General features: G+C 73.4%; 10 protein-coding genes. 6 read left to right on the forward strand and 4 right to left on the reverse strand.

The genetic code is table 11. The features are described from left to right. The first annotated feature begins 475 nt into the window (after positions 1-475). The 3 genes from AC6I0Y_RS04655 (at position 476) to AC6I0Y_RS04665 (ending at position 4,060) form a co-directional block, all read left to right on the forward strand. Positions 476-2,713, forward strand: coding sequence for a HelD family protein (locus tag AC6I0Y_RS04655; protein ID WP_497733383.1), 2,238 nt, complete (start codon positions 476-478; stop codon positions 2,711-2,713). A 729-nt stretch (positions 2,714-3,442) separates the two neighbouring features. After that, complete coding sequence (locus AC6I0Y_RS04660) at positions 3,443-3,646, forward strand: hypothetical protein (RefSeq protein ID WP_160710150.1); 204 nt, start codon at positions 3,443-3,445, stop codon at positions 3,644-3,646. Positions 3,647-3,673: 27 nt separating this feature from the next. Continuing rightward, a complete protein-coding gene (locus AC6I0Y_RS04665) occupies positions 3,674-4,060 on the forward strand; it encodes an MmcQ/YjbR family DNA-binding protein (RefSeq protein ID WP_497733385.1) in 387 nt (128 codons plus the stop codon). On the opposite strand, the gene AC6I0Y_RS04670 is transcribed toward AC6I0Y_RS04665, so the two are convergent. The 4 genes from AC6I0Y_RS04670 to AC6I0Y_RS04685 all read right to left on the reverse strand — a co-directional run bounded on the left by AC6I0Y_RS04670 (position 4,057) and on the right by AC6I0Y_RS04685 (position 7,434). After that, complete coding sequence (locus tag AC6I0Y_RS04670; RefSeq protein WP_497733387.1) at positions 4,057-4,509, reverse strand: hypothetical protein; 453 nt, start codon at positions 4,507-4,509, stop codon at positions 4,057-4,059. The genes AC6I0Y_RS04665 and AC6I0Y_RS04670 overlap by 4 nt on opposite strands. Positions 4,510-4,555: 46 nt before the next feature. Beyond that, complete coding sequence (locus tag AC6I0Y_RS04675) at positions 4,556-4,993, reverse strand: LytTR family DNA-binding domain-containing protein (protein ID WP_497733389.1); 438 nt, start codon at positions 4,991-4,993, stop codon at positions 4,556-4,558. Positions 4,994-5,218: 225 nt separating this feature from the next. After that, entirely contained in the window at positions 5,219-6,523 is a 1,305-nt protein-coding gene (locus AC6I0Y_RS04680; protein ID WP_497733391.1) for an MFS transporter, read from the reverse strand. A gap of 125 nt (positions 6,524-6,648) precedes the next feature. Next, positions 6,649-7,434 carry a MerR family transcriptional regulator gene (locus tag AC6I0Y_RS04685; protein ID WP_497733393.1) on the reverse strand — a complete coding sequence of 262 codons (786 nt, stop codon included), beginning with the start codon at positions 7,432-7,434 and terminating at the stop codon, positions 6,649-6,651. 212 nt (positions 7,435-7,646) lie between these two features. Here AC6I0Y_RS04685 and AC6I0Y_RS04690 point away from each other — a divergent pair, with 212 nt between their 5' ends. From AC6I0Y_RS04690 to rapZ, 3 genes are all read left to right on the forward strand, one after another. Continuing rightward, entirely contained in the window at positions 7,647-13,679 is a 6,033-nt protein-coding gene (locus AC6I0Y_RS04690; protein WP_497733395.1) for a DEAD/DEAH box helicase, read from the forward strand. 1,033 nt (positions 13,680-14,712) lie between these two features. Further along, positions 14,713-17,097 (forward strand): excinuclease ABC subunit UvrC, encoded by a 2,385-nt coding sequence (uvrC, locus tag AC6I0Y_RS04695; protein ID WP_497733397.1) that lies wholly within the window; start codon positions 14,713-14,715, stop codon positions 17,095-17,097. Next, positions 17,087-18,007, forward strand: coding sequence for an RNase adapter RapZ (gene rapZ / locus AC6I0Y_RS04700; protein WP_497733399.1), 921 nt, complete (start codon positions 17,087-17,089; stop codon positions 18,005-18,007). The genes uvrC and rapZ overlap by 11 nt, the downstream gene beginning before the upstream one ends. Position 18,008: the final 1 nt, after the last annotated feature.

Below are 18,008 nucleotides of genomic sequence, written 5' to 3' on the forward strand. Positions count from 1 at the left end.
GCTGAGGTCGCATCGAGGGCGCCGCCTGCTTGGCGACGCTGACGCCTGGGATGAGGAGGGCGGGTGGGAGACCTCCGCCTTCGCTCGCCAGAAGAGGTCGTCTTTGGCCTGCGCGACGCCCCCATCGCCTGCGCAAAGGCCCCGCAGGCTCTCGGTTGTGGATGTTTCGTGAAGGTCGGAGCGGCCTGATCCGGCGTGCGCGGCGGGCCGCCGTACCATCGTCATCCCACCGCGACGTCGGCTGCCGTCCAGGCGCGCCCGACCGCTCCGGTGCGTCGAACGAGCCGAACCGCCGCGCCCCCAAGGTCGCCGGCGCGCATCCTGGGCTTGCCGTCTCTTGCGGCGCCTGCCCGCCCTTCGGCTCGCGAACCCCCAAAGAAGCGAAGTGAAGGCACCGCGTGCGAGACGCGGCGGCCGTCCCATGCCCGCCCCCTCGTCGAGGGGCGCGTGAGCACGGGCGGGGAAGGAGGGCGCCATGGAGCAGACGAGAAAGCCGCCGAAGAGCGCCGGCGGGGAGGAGGCGCGCTTGATGGGCGCGGACGGTGCGGCAGGGGCCGGCATGGGGCGCAGCGCGGCTGCCTTCGCGCCGGTCGCATCGGAGGACGGCCGCGCAGGGCGCGTCGCGGGGGACAGCCCTGCGTCGGCGGGGGCCGTGCGGCTCGAGGAGGAACGGCATCTGGCCGCCACGCTCGCGCAGCTGGGCGCGGCGCTCGCGCAGGCTGAGGGGCTCGCGCGCGCCGTGGCCGGCGGCTATGACGAAACGGCCTCCGCGCTTATGGCGGCGCGCGGTGAGCTTGCGCCGGAAGAGGCCGCCCATGGCAGCCTCGAGCTCGACCGCATGGGCCGTCAGGCGGCGCTTGCCGAGGAGTCGCGCGAGCGCCTGGCTAAGCTGCTCGACGCGCCGTACTTCGCCCGCGTGGACTTCGCCGCCGCAGACGCCGCCGACGACGAGCCGCCGATGACGGCCTACCTCGGCCGCTTCGCCTTCTCCTGGGAGAGCCGATCGGTCGTGTCTGACTGGCGCAGTCCCGTGGCCGGTCTGTTCTACGACTACGAGCCGGGGCCGGCGGCCTTCGAGGCGCCGGGCGGGCGGCGGGAGGGCGCGCTCGTCCTCAAGCGCCAGATTGCGGTGGAGGGCGGCCGGATCGCCTGGGCCGTCGACACCGGCTCGAGCGTGCGCGATGAGGTGCTCGCCCGGGCGCTGTCGCAGGGCGGTGATACGCGGATGCACGACATCGTCGCGTCCATCCAGCGCGAGCAGAACGCCGTCATCCGCGACGAGGAGCCGGGCACCCTCGTCATCCAGGGCGTAGCCGGATCGGGCAAGACCTCCATCGCGCTCCATCGCATCGCCTACCTGCTCTACCGCCAGAAGGAGCGGCTGAGCTCGCGGTCGGTGGCCATCGTCTCGCCGAGCCGCGTGTTCGCCGACTACATCTCCGGCGTGCTGCCTGAGCTCGGCGAGGAGCCGGTGGGGCAGTGGAGCCTCCACGGGCTGGCGTCGCTTCTGCTCGAGGGCGTGGCGCGGGTGGAGGCGCCTCGCTCCTGGGCCGACGAGGCCGACCCGGCTCGCGTTGCGCGCGCCGCCGCGAAGGGAACGCGCGCCTTCGCGGACGACCTGGTCGCGTGGCTTTCCGCCGCCACTGCGCCGGATGCCCCCGAGCCGCTTCTCGACCCGCGCGACCTGACCGTCGGCGCCGCCGTGGTCGAGGGCGGCTGGCTTGCGGCGCGCTTCTCCGGATACGGGGCCCTGCCCCTCGTCGAGCGGCTTGACCTCCTGGCGGGCGATGCGCTCTCCCAGGCCGTGGCGGCGAGCTTCGGCCGGGCGCGCCAGGGGCTGCCCACCCGGCGTGAGGTGCGCGGTCGGCTTTTGCGGATGATGCGGGTGCGCGATGCGATGGCGCTCTACCGGCGCTTCCTTGCGGAGACGGGGCGCAGCGCGCTTTTGCGCGTGCCGGCGCGCGGGATGGTGGAATGGGAGGATGCCTTCCCGCTTGCGCTCTGCCGCCTGGCCTTCGACGGCCCGGGCGCCTTCCCCGCGCTCGCGGCCGTGCGTCATGTGGTGATCGACGAGATGCAGGACCTCACGCCCGTGCAGCATGCCGCCCTGGCCCGGCTGCTTCCCGGCGACAAGACCCTCCTGGGCGACGTGAGCCAGCTCGTTGACGGGCGCGTCTCCGTGACACCGGAGGACGTGGCGGCGGCCTACCCGGGCGCGCGCCTCGTGCGTCTCATGCGCAGCTACCGGTCCACCTGGGAGATCACCGAGCTGGCTGCCCGGGTGCGGCCCGTCGAGGGCCTGTGCGCCGTGGAGCGCCACGGGCCGGCGCCGCGCCTCGTCCGCTGCGGCGACACCCGCGGGGCGCTCGCGGCCGTGGACGAGGCGCTGGGGACATGGCGCGCCGCCGGCGGGCGCACGCTGGGCGTCATAGCCAAGTCCGACTTGCTGGCCGCGCGCTACGCCGAGGTGCTGGCCGCGCGCCATGAGGTGGCGCTCGTCACCGACGAGACCGAGGAGTTCCCCGCGGGCATCGCCGTGTGCTCGGTGCGGATGGCCAAGGGCCTTGAGTTCGACGACGTGGTGCTGCTCGACGCTGACGCGCGCCAGTACGCCACCGAGGCCGACCGCTGCCTGCTCTACGTCGGCATCACCCGCGCCATGCACCGGCTGACCGTCGTCTACCGCGACGAGCCGTCGCCGTTCCTGCTCTGAGTGCGCCCCGCCGGGTCGTGAGGCCCGCCTTGGTGGCGCCCCCGCCTCTCGTCTCGCGCCCCCCCAGGCTGCTCCGCCCGCATGCCGTCGGGTCGGGGGGCGCCCGCCGGGTCGGGAGGGATCGGATGCTGTCGGATTGTGGGGGGGGCTGGGTACCCGCCTTGGTGGTGCCCCGCCGGGTCGTGAGGGGGCGCCCGCTGGGTCGGGGCGTCGGACGTCCCGCCGGATCGTGCGATCCCCCGAATCGGCCTTTTTCTGGCGAGCAAGGACGACTCTGCGACATCGGAAAGCCCCCTCTGCCCCGAGGTCGCGCGAGGAGACGGGTCGCCGCCTGCGTTTTCCCTGGTAAAAGCCAAGGCTAACTTATTTCGGAGCCGCCATGGGGCCGGAGAATGTTGCAAACTCGTCTTTGCTCGCTAAAAAGCGGCTGATTCGCTGCCCGGCCTGCCCCCGTCGCGGCAGCGGCTCGCCCGCCGGCCCCCGGCTATCACCTCCGGGCCTGGCGGATGGCACGGGCGGTCGCCTAGCCACCAGGGTAGTCTGCGCCTCCGTGCCTGCCCCCCCCTCGCCGGTCAGCCCCCCGCCGGCTGGCGTGCTCCTGCTCCCACGTCGGCCCGCCTGCGCCGGCACCTGCGCGACAGCCGCTTGGGGCGCCGGCACCTGCGCGCCAGCCGCCGCCGGCCCCCCGGCGGCACTCGGGTATACTGGCGCGAGACGAAAGGGGGCGTGATGGACGAGCATGATCGCGAGCGCCTGGCGCGCTTCGAGGCGGTGCTGGCCGACCTGCGGGCCGAGCAGGAGTCGGCCGCGGCGACGCTCGAGCGCCTGCGTGCCGAGGGCAAGACGCGCACGGCCACCTACCAGCAGATAGCCGGACGCAAGCTCGCCCTGCGCCAGGCGGCTCTGCTGTTCGAGGCCCACGGGCTGCTCTAGGGCGGCCGCGCAAGGAGGGAGGAGCTCATGGCCCGCGACTGGATAGACGAGCACCTGCTGGGAATGCCCGGCTGCGAGAAGGACTGGAAGGCCGAGTGGGAGTGGTGGCGCTACCAGGTGGGCGGGAAGCTCTTCGCCGCTACCATGACGCCGGGGCCGTCCTATGACGCCGCCTACGCGGGGCGCGACCTGCTCTCGCTCAAGTGCGACCCGGCCTGGGCCGAGGCGCTGCGCGCCGAGCACGCGGGCATTCTGCCGGGGTTCTACGCCGACAAGCGCCACTGGGTCTCCGTTGACCTGGGCAGCGACGTGCCCGACGAGCTGCTGCGCGAGCTCATCGGGCACTCCCACGCGCTCGTGTTCTCCAAGCTGACGAAGAAGGCCCAGCGCGCCATCCTCGGCGAAGGCGCCTAGCGCGGCGGCGCGGACGCCTCCCCCCCGCGTTCCTCGCGATAGCGGGCGAGCGCGGCGTCGTAGCCGCCGGCCACGCGGCGGTAGTGGAGCGCATAGCCGGCACTGGCCCCGGCCAGCGCCACCAGGTAGATGACGCAGAAGCTCACCCACGGCCCGGCATCGTCCATCGGGAACCATGCGCCGAGCCACGCGCACAGGATGAGCGCCGGCAGCGCCGTCGCGCCGAAGCCGAGCACGCGGGCGGGGTAGGCAAGCCGGCGGATGGGGGCGCCCGAGAACCAGAGCGACTGGAGCGCCGCCAGGAGCGCGCAGGCAAGCAGGATGGTGAGCGAGTAGCAGATGCCCGGCTCGGGCCCCGCGAAGGCGAGTCCGGCCAGCGACCAGATTCCCATCGTGGCGGTGAACAGGACGCAGAAGGTGACGGCGGCGCGCTTGGCTTGCGATCTCATGGCGCTTCCTCTCTGACGGCGGGGCAGGTGGGGTGAACGGATTCGGCTACAGGCCGATCTTAGCCCGGAAGGCGGGGGCGAACTGGCGCGAGGCGATGACCGACTCGCCGTTTGCGAGCACGAGCTCGAGCCGGGCGCCCGGGTAGGGGCGCAGGGCGCGGACGTGGTCGAAGTTCACGAGCAGCGTGCGCGAGGCGCGGACGAACTCCGTGCCGGCCAAGCGCTCCTCCAGATCGGCCAGGCGCAGGGGGCACTCGATGACGCTGTCGGAGCCGTAGAGGAAGCAGGCGCCGTCCACCGACTCGGCGTAGAGCACCTGGGCGGCGTCGACGATGACGAGCGCGCCGTCGGCGATGCCGGTGAGGCGTCGGTCGAGCGCGCCCACCGCGGCGACGATGGCCTGGACGCGTTCGTCGACGGCGCGACAGGTGATGAGCACCTCTACCTCGTCGGCATCGGGGCGCTCCTCGACGGTGATCCTCATCAAGATCCTCCTCCGGGTCGCAGGGTCAGGGGTGTCCGGCGGGCCCTCACCGGAACGCCCCTAGTGTGCCGCGCCCGGTTGCCGCGCGCAAGCGGTGCGGGCCCGACCTGCACCAGGAACGTCCTCAGCTACACGGACGCGGGTCGAAGCCTCCCGCAGCCAGCTGTCGGCCCCGGCCACCGGCGCGCGCGATGCCGCGCACCCCGGCGCGCAGCGCGGCGTTCCCTAGAGCGCGCTCTCGGGATTGCCGCCGGTCGCCGCGACGCCCGCCTGCCCTCGCCGGTCGCCGTGAGGCGCGCCCTCCTCGTCGAGGTGGCGCAGGCTCGGCGTCGCGAGCGCCCACAAGGTCACAGCCAGCCAGCAGCCGACCAGGACGAAGGCCGCCAGGGACACGCCGCCGGCCTCGGTCACCGCAGAGCTGGCGAACACGGCCACGGGCGCGGCCGCGAGCATGAGCGAGTTCTGCGTGCCGAGCGCCGAGCCGCGCCGCTCGGCGGGGATGCGGTCGAAGGTGAAGAACCCGAGCAGCGCCGAGGCCGGGCCGGCGGACAGGCCGACGACGAGAGCGCCGGTCAGCATGACGGGAAGGGAGGCGAGCGAGCCGAGGACGGCCGCGCCCGCGGCCATGCCGCCGAGCGAGACGATGAGCCAGGTGCGGCGACGCAGGCGGTGTGCCAGGGCGGAGTAGGCCAGCGAGCTCACCAGCATGCCGGCCGACATGGCGCAGAGCACGTAGCCGAGCAGCTCCGGAGAGCCTGCCGCGGTGAAGTGCACCGGCAGGACGATCCCCTGGAACGAGCCCATGATCATGACGATGCCGAAGGTGAGCAGCACCGAGCTGCGCAGCAGGGCGTCGCCGCGGAAGAGCACGCGCATGCCGTCGCGCAGCGCCGCGCGCATCCCGGAGACGATGCCGCCCTTAGGGGCTTCCTCCGCGCTCGCGGCTTCCACGCTGCCGATGGAGCGCGGAAGCGTGAGCGTGACGAGGGCCGCGGCCAGCGACATGGCCGCGGTGAACCACAGCGCGCTCACCCCGTCGGTGACCGTCAGCAGGAACGCGGCGAGCGCCGGGCCCACGATGACGGTGAGCGAGTCGATTGACTGGCTCAGCCCCATGAACTTCTGGAGGCTGCGGCGGTCGTGGTCGCATATCGCGGGCAGCAGCGCATCGCGGGCGGTCATGCCGGGGATGTCGCCGACGGCGCCGAGCAGGCCGAGGGCCACGAACCAGCCGAAGCTCAACCCGAAGGTCAGATCGACGATGGGCAGGAGCGCCACGCTCAATGCCGACAGCAGGTCGGAGGCGATGGAGACATCGCGGCGGTTGAGGCAGTCGATGAGCGCACCGCCGGCCAGGCCGATGAGCATCTGGGGCACGGCGCAGATGAGGGCGAGCGTGCCGGCGGCCAGCGCATCGCCGGTGGTGGCCAGCAGCACGAGCGGCAGGATGACGCCGGCGACGGAGTTGCCCGTCAGGGAGAGCGCGCAGGAGAGCAGGTAACGCGGCGATACCGCGACGCGAGTGGTCATGGTCTCGATCCTTCCTCGATCAGATTCCTTCGTCGAGGGAGTTAAAACTATGACGCTGCGTCGGGGTCAAGCGAGCTTGTGGCGGAGTTGTGGAGGGGGGGCGGGCCGGGCGGCGCGCCCGGTGGCTACTCCGCGCGCTCGGCCATCAGATTCTCGATGCCGCGCTCGATGCGCGCGGTCACGTCGCGCTGGGCGGCGTTCATCCCGACGCGACTCGCCTCCTCGAGCAGCAGCTCGCCCTCGGTGGGCGGGCGCAGCCAGTTGTCGCGGCTGAAGCAGGGGATGAGGGGAGCGAGCGCCTCCAGGGCCTCGGCCGCGAGTTCGGCGCGCTCCTCCTCGGGCGCGTCGGCGCTCAGGGCCTCCAGGCGCGCCTTGAGCGCCGCGACGGCCGAGGCGTCGAGGCTGTCCTCAAGCGCCTCGGCCACGCGCTTGAGCTCGGCCACGTCGTCGGCGCCGTAGGCGTGCCCGGCGATGACGAGGGTGGCCTGCTCCTCTTCGGTGAGGCCGGCGAGGTCCTCGTCGCTGGCTAGCAGGCGCAGGGCCTGGCCAAAGGGAACCGGCAGGTCGGGCCTGAGGCGCTCGGCTCGCAGCGAGGCGATGACGCGCCGCTGCTCCTCGAGGCGCGCGATCTCCTGCTCGAGCTCGCGGTCGAGCTCGGCGAGCGGGTCGGTCGCCGGGCCGTCGGCCGATGCGCCCGCGTCCACCTGGGCCATCACCTCGCCGATGCTGGCCAGCGGAAAGCCGAGCGAGGCGAGTCTCTTTATGCGGAGCACGCGCGCCAGGTCTGCGGGCGCGTAGTCGCGGTAGCCGTTGGCGGATCGCGGCGGCTCAGGCAGAAGGCCAAGCGCGTGGTAGTGCCGCAGCGTCCTCACCGTCACGCCCGCTATCCGCGCCACCTCGTTGCTTCGCATGAACCCTCCTTCGCGCCGTTCCGTCGTGCTGCCGCCATCATACCCGCCTGTTCCGCAGGCGGCGATGGGAAGGGCGAAAAGACACGGGTCGGCGCCCGCGCGCCGCTTTGGCCTCCGCCACGCGGGCGCGGCGCGGCTTCTCCTATAATCGAGGGCGATGAATCCGGTCGCCTCGCGCGGGCGGGCGCGGCGGGCGACGAGGGAGGCGGCCGATGGGGAAGCGTGGCGCGAAGGCGGGAGGGCCTGCGGCCGGGGGTGACGCTCTTATGCTGTTCTCGGCGCCGGTGCGCGAGTGGTTCGCGCGCGCCTTCGACGCGCCCACGCCCGTGCAGGCCGAGGCATGGCAGGCCATCGCGCGCGGCGAGAGCGCGCTCGTCATAGCGCCGACGGGCTCGGGCAAGACGCTCGCGGCCTTCCTCTTCGCCATCGACCGGCTCATGGCGGAGAAGGCGGCGGCCCAGGCGGCCGGCGAGCGCTGGGCCAAGGGCGTGCGCGTGCTCTATGTGTCGCCGCTCAAGGCGCTCGGCGCGGACGTCGAGCGCAACCTCCGCGGACCGCTCGCCGGCATTGGGGCCGCGGCGGCTGCCGCGGGCGAGGACGTGCCGGAGGTGCGCACGGCCATGCGCACGGGCGACACGACGGCCGAGGAGCGGCGCAAGATCGTCCGCAACCCGCCTGACATCCTCATCACCACGCCCGAGTCGCTCTACCTCATGCTCACCTCCCAGGCGCGCGAGACCCTGCGCACCGTGCAGGCCGTCATCGTGGACGAGGTGCACGCGCTCGCCGGCGACAAGCGCGGCGCCCACCTGTCGCTCACGCTCGAGCGGCTCGACGACGTGCTCGCGGCGCCGGCCCAGCGTATCGGGCTCTCGGCCACGGTGCGCCCGCGCGATGAGGTGGCGCGCTTCCTCGGCGGGCCGCGGCCCGTGCGCGTGGTGGCCCAGGAGGCCCCGCCGTGCCTCGATCTGTCCGTGCGCGTGCCCGTGCGCGATATGACGGCCGTCCCCGCCCTCGGCGGCGATGTGCCTGGCCGCGAGCGGGGGAGCGGCCCGCGCCGCGCGCCCGCCGAGGCGGCCTGGAAGTCCGACCGCGCCCTGCGCGCTCTGATGGCGGGGGTGTCGGGCGCGCCGAATCCCGACGGCCGCCTGGGGTCTTCCTCCATCTGGCCGCACATCGAGGCGGCTGTCCTCGACGAGGTGCTCGCGCATCGCTCGACCATCGTGTTCGTCAACTCACGCGGCCAGGCGGAGAAGCTGACCGCGCGCCTGAACGAGCTCTACGCCCGGCGCCTCGGGCTGGACGCGCCGCGCTCGGAGGCGGCCGGCTGGTGGACGGGCGTCGGCGGCGCCGAGGACGCGCCGGGGCCTGGCATGCGCTCGGACATGGGCGGAACCTCGGAGCTGGGCGAGGGCGCGCCGGCGCTCATCGCCAAGGCGCACCACGGATCGGTCTCCAAGGAGAAGCGCCTGGCGGTGGAGCGCGAGCTCAAGGCCGGCGAGCTGCCCTGCGTGGTGGCTACCTCCAGCCTGGAGCTCGGCATCGACATGGGCGCCATCGACCTCGTGCTCCAGGTGGCCCCGCCGCCGTCGGTCGCGAGCGGCCTGCAGCGCGTGGGCCGTGCGAACCACCAGGTGGGCGGCAGATCCCGGGGCGTCGTCTTTCCGCGCACCCGCGTGGAGGTGGTGGACGCCGCCGTCGCGGCCGAGGGCATGCGCGCCGGGGCCATCGAGGCCACGCGCCTCGTGTCGAGCCCCCTTGACGTGCTCGCCCAGCAGACCGTCGCCGCCGCGGCCGTCTGCCCTGAGGGCCTGCCGGTCGAGGACTGGTACGCCACGGTGATGCGCTCGGCCTGCTTCGCCAGCCTTCCGCGCGCGGCCTTCGACGCCGTCCTGGCCATGCTCTCCGGAGCCTATGACGTGGCCGACGTGGCGCCGCGGCTCGTGTGGGACCGCGCCGCGGGCGTCATCCGCCCGCGTCCCGGCTCCCAGCGCCTGGCGGTCACCGCGGCGGGCACCATCCCCGATCGCGGGATGTTCCCGGTGGTGCTGCCCGAAGGAGACGCGCGCCGGGGCCGCCGCCGCGTGGGCGAGCTGGACGAGGAGATGGTGATGGAGTCGCGCGTGGGCGATGTCATCGCGCTCGGCACGAGCGCCTGGCGCATCACCGAGATAGGGCCCGACCGCGTCATCGTGGAGCCGGCGCCCGGGCGGGCGGCGCGCCTGCCCTTCTGGCACGGCGAGGCCATGAGCCGCCCGGCGGAGGCCGGCCGCGCCCGCGGGGCCCTCCTGCGCGCGGCCGAGGGCGCGCTGCGCGGCGGGGAGGGAGGCGCCGCCGATGGCCAGGGCGACGCGCCGGCGGAAGCGGGCGGTGAGCCCGCCTTCGATGATGCCTTCGACCGTCGCCTGGCCGCAGCCGGGCTCGACGAGGACGCGCGCCGCAACTTCGCCGCGCTCGTCGACGCCCAGCGCCAGGCGACCGGTGCCGTCCCTACCGACCGCCTGCTCGTCGTGGAGCGCTGCGAGGACGAGACGGGGGAGTGGCGCGTCATCCTGCATTCGCCGTTCGGCCGCCGCGTCCACGAGCCCTGGGCGCTTGCCGTGGCCGAGCGCGTCCGCGCGACGCTCGGCTTCGACTGCCAGGCGAGCGCGGCTGACGACGGCATCATCGTGCGCATCCCGCTCACCGAGGCGGCGCTGCCCGGCGCGGAGCTGTTCTGCTTCGATCCCGACGAGCTGGAGGCCGTTGTCCGCGAGTCGGTGGCGACCACTGCGCTCTTTGCCGCGCGCTTCCGCGAGTGCGCGGCCCGCGCGCTCCTCATGGCGCCGGCGGCTCCGGGTCGTCGCGCCCCGCTCTGGCAGCAGCGTCTTCGCGGCGGGCAGATCCTGGAGGCCGCGCGGCGTGAGCCGGGCTTCCCCCTCATCGCGGAGGCTGCGCGCGAGTGCCTGGCGGATGTCTTCGACCTGCCGGCCCTACGCGAGGTCATGACGGCGATAGGGGCTGGCACGGTGAGGATGGCCGAGGCGCGCACGACGGTGCCCTCGCCCTTCGCCGCGCCGCTCGTCTTCGGCTACCTGGGGGAGCATCTCTACGAGGGCGACCTGCCCCATGCCGAGCGCCAGGCGTCGCTGCTCGCGGTTGACCCGGAGCTTCTGGGCGAGCTGCTCGGCGGCGGCTCGGTCGAGGACGTGCTCGATCCCGAGGTGACGGCCCAGGTGGCCGCCGAGCTCCAGCGCACGGCGCCCGCTCGCCGCGCCCGCGGCAAGGAGGGCCTGGCCGATCTCCTGCGCGAGCTGGGCCCCCTCACCGTTGAGCAGGTCGCCCGCCGCCTCGTCCCGCCCCGGGCGGCCCGTCTTGACGCCGTCTCCCGCGAAACGGCGGAGGGCGCCGCAGGCGGGCCTGCCCGTGCGGGCGATGCGGTGGCTCCCGAGGCGTCGTGTCCGCGTTCCGCGCCGAGCTCCCGGCTTTCAGGCCCCTTCCCCTCCGACGCGGGGGCCGCATTCTGCCGCGAGGCCGATGGGGAGCCCGCAGGGACGCCCCCTGATCCCGCAGTCCGCCAGGCGGCCTCCGAAGCCGTCTGCGCCACGCCCGGCTTCGCCCGCGCGCTTCTGCGCGAGCTCGAGGGCGAGCGCCGCGCGTATCCCGCCCTCATCGGCGGCGTCGAGCGCTGGGCGGCTGCCGGCGACGCCTGGCGCCTTCGCGAGGCCCTCGGCATTTCCGCGCCCGATTGGGCGCTCGCCCAGTCCGCTCCGCTCGCTGCTGGCGCCCCTGGCCCCGCGCCTGCCGCGTCGCCGGCGGCCGAGAGCCCCCTCGACGCCCTCGTCGCCCGCTTCGCGCGCACCAACGTGGCCTTCGCCGAGGAGGACGTTGCCGCCGCCCTCGGCCTGGGCCCGGCCCTTGTCGGCGAGCCCCTCGGGCGCCTGGCTGCCGCGGGGCGCCTCACGCGCCTCGGCCGCGGTCGCTGGGTCGACTCCGGCGTGCTGGGCCGCCTGCGCTCGCGCTCGCTCGCCCGGGCGCGTGACGCCGTGCGGCCCGTGCCGTCGGCCGCCTACGCGACGCTGCTCCTCGAGCGTCAGGGCATCCCCGCCGTCGGCGAGCCGGCCCCGCTGCAGGGCGTTGACGGCGTGGCCCAGGTCATCGCGCAGTTCGAGGGCACCTTCCTGCCCGCGGCCCAGTGGGAGTCCACGCTGCTGCCCACGCGCGTGCCCGGCTACCGGCCCTCCCTGCTCGACGAGCTCATCGCGTCGGGCGAGGTCGTCTGGGTAGGGGCTCCCGCCGAGGGCGCCGCGGGCGCGGATGCTGCCTCGACGCCTGGCCGCATCGCCTTCTTCCCGACGGACTCGCCGCTTGCCCCGCAGCCCTTCGCCGGCCAGGACGCGCTCGGCGAGGAGGTCTCCTCGATGCCCGGCTGCGCGGACGAGGACGAGCTCACGGTCGCGGGCACGGTGCGTCGCGTCCTCGCCCGTCAGGGCGCGTTGCCGTTCGCGCGCCTCGTCGAGGGCGTTCGCCGCGCCGTGGGGGAGGAGCGCGCGGGCGAGCGCGCCGTCGCCGAGGCGCTCGCGGCGCTGGCCTGGGCCGGCGAGGCCACGAGCGATGTCCTCGCGTTCCCGCGCGCCGGCGGCCTGGCTCCTGCGCGCGCCGATGCCCCGGCGTCCCGTGCGGGCCAGACGCCGCCTTCGCGCCGCCGCGCCACGAGTCGCCGCGGCCGCGGGCTCTACGCCGAGGCCAAGGCCCAGGCGCGGGCCGCCGTCATCGCGCGTCAGGGCGCCCGGAGCGCTTTCGACGCGGCGCTCGCCGGCCGCTGGTCGCTGCTCGTCCCCGCGCCTGCGGACGGCACCCTGCGCGCGCTCGCGCTCACCGAGTCCGTCCTCGACCGCTATGGGATCGTCACCCGCGACACGGCGCTGCTCGCCGGCGTGCCCGGCGGCCTTACGCCGCTCATGCCCGTGCTCCGCTCGATGGAGGAGGCGGGTGATCTCGTGCGCGGCCAGTTCGTCGGCGGCCTCGGCCCCGCCCAGTTCGCCGCCCGCGCCACCGTCGAGGCCCTGCGCGCCGTCGCGGCCTCCCTCGCCAGCACGGGGCCCGCCCCGGAGCCCGCGTCGCCCGCGCCCGCGCCCGCCGCCGGGGCGCCGCCCGCTTGCGCCTCCGACCCCGGTAGCGCAGCGCCTGCCGCCGCCCGCCCCGTCGCCGACCGCTCGCCCGCGCCCCTCGTCGTGGTGCCCGCCGATGACCCCGCCTGCCTCCTCGGCGCGGGCATCACCTGGCCCGAGCCGGCCTGCCCTGCCGCGCCAGCCGCCGACTCGGGCGCCCCCACTCCGACCTCCTCAGACGCCGCCTTCGGCTTGGCCCCGGCCGCCGCTGCGCCGGCCGTCTCGGGCGCCGCCCTGCCCGCGGCGGCGCGCCCAAGTCGGCGGGAGGGCGCGCTCGTGGTTCTCTCCGGCGGCGTGCCCCTGCTCTGGGCCGCTCCACGCCTCAAGGCCCTCGTGTCCTTCACGACTGACGAGCCCCTTCTCGCCGAGGCCGCCAGCGCGCCTGCGTCCGCCAATGGTGTCGGCGCCGCGTCCGCGCTGCCCGCTTGCGCCGTCGATGCCGCCGGGGCGCCCGTCGCCGACCGCTCGCCCGCGCCCGTGCCCGCCGATGCCGCCGGGGCGCCGCCCGCTTGCACCTTCGGCCCCGGTAGCGCAGCGCCTGCCGCCGCCCGCCCCGTCGCCGACCGCTCGCCCGCGCCCCTCGTCGTGGTGCCCGCCGATGACCCCGCCTGCCTCCTCGGCGCGGGCATCCCCTGGCCCGAGCCGGCCTGTCCTGCCGCGCCAGCCGCTGCCGACGCTCCGGGCGTCCCCGCTCCGACCTCCTCAGACGCCGCCTTCGGCTTGGCCCCGGCCGTCGCTGCGCCGGCCGTCTCGGGCGCCGCCCTGCCCGCGGCGGCGCGCCCAAGTCGGCGGGAGGGCGCGCTCGTGGTTCTCTCCGGCGGCGTGCCCCTGCTCTGGGCCGCTCCACGCCTCAAGGCCCTCGTGTCCTTCACGACTGACGAGCCCCTTCTCGCCGAGGCCGCCGCTGCGCTCGTCGTCTTCACGCGGGCGCAGCTCAAACGCGAGGGCTCGGTCGGCGCCCGCCGCAAGATCGTCGTCGAGACCCTCAACGGCGCCCCCGTCCTCGACACGCCGCTGGCCGTCGCCCTTCAAGCTGCCGGCCTCGCCCGCCTCCCCAACGGCCTGCGCCTCTACGCCGACCCGTTCGCGTCCTAGGAGACGAACTCGAGCAGGAACCGGGCCAACCGGTAGCCGAAGAGCACGGCGTCTGCCAGGTAGAAGGAGATCGCGACCACCCTCCTGAAACACCGCGCTTGCGCTTGGCGAGTCACGTGCTCCACAGCGGCGTGAAGACCAGAGCGACGAAGACCCGTTGAGAAAACGAGATAACGCGGCTGTTCTCTGAGCGCGGCTTGGGCGAGAAATAGGAAAGGGGGAGCTGGGGACATAGGCAAGGGCTGCGAGGTCGAAGATGGTTCGGATGCTGGCGACTGCGAGGTAGAGCCAGGTATGGGCTTCGAGGATGAGGGTGGTGGAGAAGCCGGAGCGCGCCCCGACGGCTCCGGCGAATGACGCTTGGGCAAGGAATCAGGTGGCGTTGCTGATGATGGTGAAGAGCGTGACGCCCAGGATGGCCACTCCGACGCTCGTGCAGGGCCCCGGCGTGGTGATGCTGACGGGAAGCCCGCCGGGAGGGACGGCAGGCGCGGCGGAAGTTCCTTGTGTCCCTTTGATCGCATACGAGCCTGTTCTAGAGGGCTAGCAGGGGGGGTCGCGTTTGAGTGCGGCGCGTCGCAGCGCGAGCAGAAGGCGTCGCCGTCGGCAAGGGGCCGCCGCAGGTGGTGCAGAACATGGCGTCCCCTTTCGTCAGGTGCCGAGCTCCCCAATGGTGGCGCCAGCTCCCTTGCGGCGACGTGACGTCCTCGTTGGCAGCGACCGCCAGCGCCCCAAAGCCACTTTTTGGCTGGAAAATGGCACGAATCGTCAGTTTGGTACGGTGTTGAGGAGGACTGGCGAGGCGGACGGCGACGTTTTCCCAGGTGGCTGTCGAGCGGACTGGATCGATAATGCCAAAAGTGCGGCTTCGAGGGCGCGAGTACCGTACCAAACTGACGATTCGTGCCATCTCGCAGGAAAAAAGTGGCAGTGAGCCGCGGGTCGCACGAGGAGACGGGCGCGCGGTCGTGGCGAATGCGTGGGGCGGCCGCTCCACGGGGCGGGGCGTGTCCCCCTGCGCTAGAATGGCCCCATGACTGACGACCTTGCCGACATCATCTCCGACGCCTCCGCTGCGCCCGATGCCCCTGACGCGCCCGCATCGGGCGCGTCAGGGGCGCTTCGCGCCAGCGAGTCTGCAGCCGCCGCGCCCGACCCCGCCGCGCCCTGTGTCTCAGGTGACCCCGACCCCGCCGCCGACCCCGCGCCCGCCGCCCTCGCGTCCGCCGCGCCAACCCCCGTCATCCGCGAGGCGGGGGAGTCGGTCGCGCTCGACGCCGCGCCGGCGGCGGAGACCCAGACCGAGAAGATCGCCCGCATCAAGCGCGAGCTGGCCGAGGTGCCGGCATTGCCGGGCGTCTACCTGTGGAAGGACGCATCGGGGCAGGTCATCTACGTGGGCAAGGCCAAGCAGCTGCGCGCCCGCATGCGCCAGTACGTCAACTTCCAGGACGAGCGCGCCAAGATCCCCCTGCTCGTGGAGCAGATCGACTCCTTCGAGTACCTGGTGGTGGACAACGAGCATGAGTCGCTCGTGCTCGAGAAGAACCTCATCAACCAGCATGCCCCCTTCTTCAACGCCGACTTCAAGGACGACAAGTCCTATCCCTTCATCGCGCTGACCAAGGGAGATGCGTTTCCCGCCATCAAGTACACCCGCGAGCGGCATCGGCCCGACACCAAGTACTTCGGCCCCTACACCGACAGCCGCGCCGCCCGCGCCATGGTCGACGTCGCGCGCCGCGTCGTGCCGCTGTGCGCTGCCAGCTGCGCCGACTGGCGCGCGCTCACGCGCAAGGTGGAGAAGGCCGAGGAGCGCCGCGCCAAGGAGCTGCGAGCCGAGGGCGCGAGCGCAGCAGAGGCCCAGCGCGCCGCTCGCGCCTCCCTGCTCGACGAGCCGTATCGCGACGGTGCCGCGCGCCCCTGCTTCGACGCCCACGTGGGCCTGGGCCCCGGCGCGTGCTGCGGCCGCATCACCCCACGCGCCTACGCCGACCACGTCGCGCAGATCGAGCGCTTCCTGGCCGGGCACCACGGCGAGTTCGTCGACGAGCTGACGACCGAGATGCGCCAGGCCGCCGACGAGCTGGACTTCGAGCGCGCCGCCCGGATCAAGGCGCGCATCGACACCATCGGCTCGCTCGCCGACCGGCAGCACGCCGTGTCCTCGCGCAGCCTCGACGCTGATGTGGTGGGCTTCTTCCGCGAGGAGACGGTGGCCGGCGTGCACGTGCTCGTGGTGCGCGAGGGGCGCATCATCAACTCCAACGAGTTCGTCTTGAACCGCGGCACCGACGTGCCCGACCAAGACCTGCTCCACAACTTCCTGCTGCGCTACTACGACGCCACTACCTCCATCCCCCACGAGGTCATCGTCCGCGAGCTGCCCGAGGACACCGAGGTCATGGAGGGGTGGCTCACCGAGAAGCTGGCCAGCCCCCACGGGGCCAAGGTGCGCTTCTGCGCCCCGCGCAAGGGCGAGAAGGCCGAGCTCGTGGCCATGGCCGAGACCAACGCGCGCCACACGCTCATGCGCTACAAGGTGCGCACCAACTATGACGACAAGCGCATCAACAACGCCCTGCTCCAGCTGGAGAGCGCGCTGGCGCTCGACGCGCCGCCGATGCGCATCGAGTGCTTCGACATCTCCACCATCCACGGCTCCTACACGGTGGCCTCCATGGTGGTGTTCACAGGCGGCAAGCCCGACAAGAACCAGTACCGTCGCTTCAAGATCAAGACGCCGCTCGACGAGGCGAACGACTTCCTCTCCATGCAGGAGGTCATGAGCCGCCGCTACGCCCCCGAGCGCATGGCCGACGAGCGCTTCGGGTCTAAGCCCGACCTCATCATTCTCGACGGCGGCAAGCCCCAGCTCACCGCCGTGCTCGCCATGTTCGAGGAGATGGGCATCGACGATATCGCCGTGTGCGGCCTGGCCAAGCGCGACGAGGAGCTGTTCGTGCCCTGGCAGGACACCGGACCGGTGGTGCTGCCTGGTGGATCGGCCTCGCTCTACCTGGTGAAGCAGGTGCGCGACGAGGCCCACCGCTTCGCCATCACCTTCCACCGTGAGCTGCGCGGCAAGGGCATGACGGCCAGCATCTTAGACGAGGTGGCCGGCATGGGGCCGGTGCGCAAGAAGGCGCTGCTCAAGCACTTCAAGTCGTTCCGCAACCTGAAGGCGGCCACGCTCGAGGAGGTGAAGGCGGCGCGCGTCGTCCCCGACGAGGTGGCCGAGGAGGTCGTGCGCGTGCTCGCGCAGTATACTGTGCAGAGGGAGGCGAGCGATGCCGCCCTCAACGCCGCGCCCGGCGCCCTCGGCGATCCCGATGCCGGCGGCGCGCCCGAAGACCGACCCGCCGCGCCCGCCGCGGCGTCCCCCGACGAGATACCGGAGGTTCCCCATGAGCGATGAGCCCCAAGACCTTGAGAACATGCCGCGCCTGGTGATTGTCACCGGCATGAGCGGCGCGGGCCGCACCGAGGCCATGCACGTCTTCGAGGACCTCGGCTACTTCTGCGTCGACAACCTGCCCTCGAGCCTCATCGGCAGCCTCGTCGACCTCGACGGCGTCATGCGCGAGGAGGGCCGCGTGTCCGACCGGCGCCTGGCCGTCGTGTGCGACGCGCGCAACCGCGACTTCTTCGGGAGCCTCGCCGCGGCGCTCGCCGACCTGTCCGGGCGCGGCGTGGAGTACAGCGTGCTGTTCCTCGACGCCGACGACGAGAAGCTCGTCTCGCGCTACAAGTCGAGCCGCCGGCGCCACCCCATGTGCGAGGAGGGCACCACCATCGGCCAGGGCATCCAGCGCGAGCGCCAGCTGCTCATGGAGCTGCGCGACGCGGCCGACTACGTCATCGACACCACCGACATGCTGCCGCAGAAGCTGCGCACCACCATCCGCTCGCTGTTCGCCACGGGCAACGAGCGCCGCGGCCTGGCGGTGACGGTGTACTCCTTCGGCTTCAAGCACGGCGCGCCCCTCGACGCCGACCTCGTGATGGACGTGCGCTTCCTGCCCAACCCCTACTACGATCCCGAGCTGCGCCCCCTCACGGGCCTGGACGCCCCCGTGCGCGACTTCGTGATGTTCCGCGACGAGACGACGGAGTTCCTCAAGCGCTGGGAGGCGCTGCTCGACGTAGTGATGCCGGGCTATGTGGCCGAGGGCAAGCAGCAGCTGGCCATTGCCGTGGGCTGCACGGGCGGCCAGCACCGTTCCGTGGCGCTCGCGGAGGCCACGGGCGACTACCTCAAGACGCGGGGCTACCGCGTGAGCGTGGCGCACCGCGACCTCAAGCTCGCCGAGCGGGCGGGGAAGTGAG

This window comes from Adlercreutzia sp. St.1H8 (assembly GCF_059728655.1).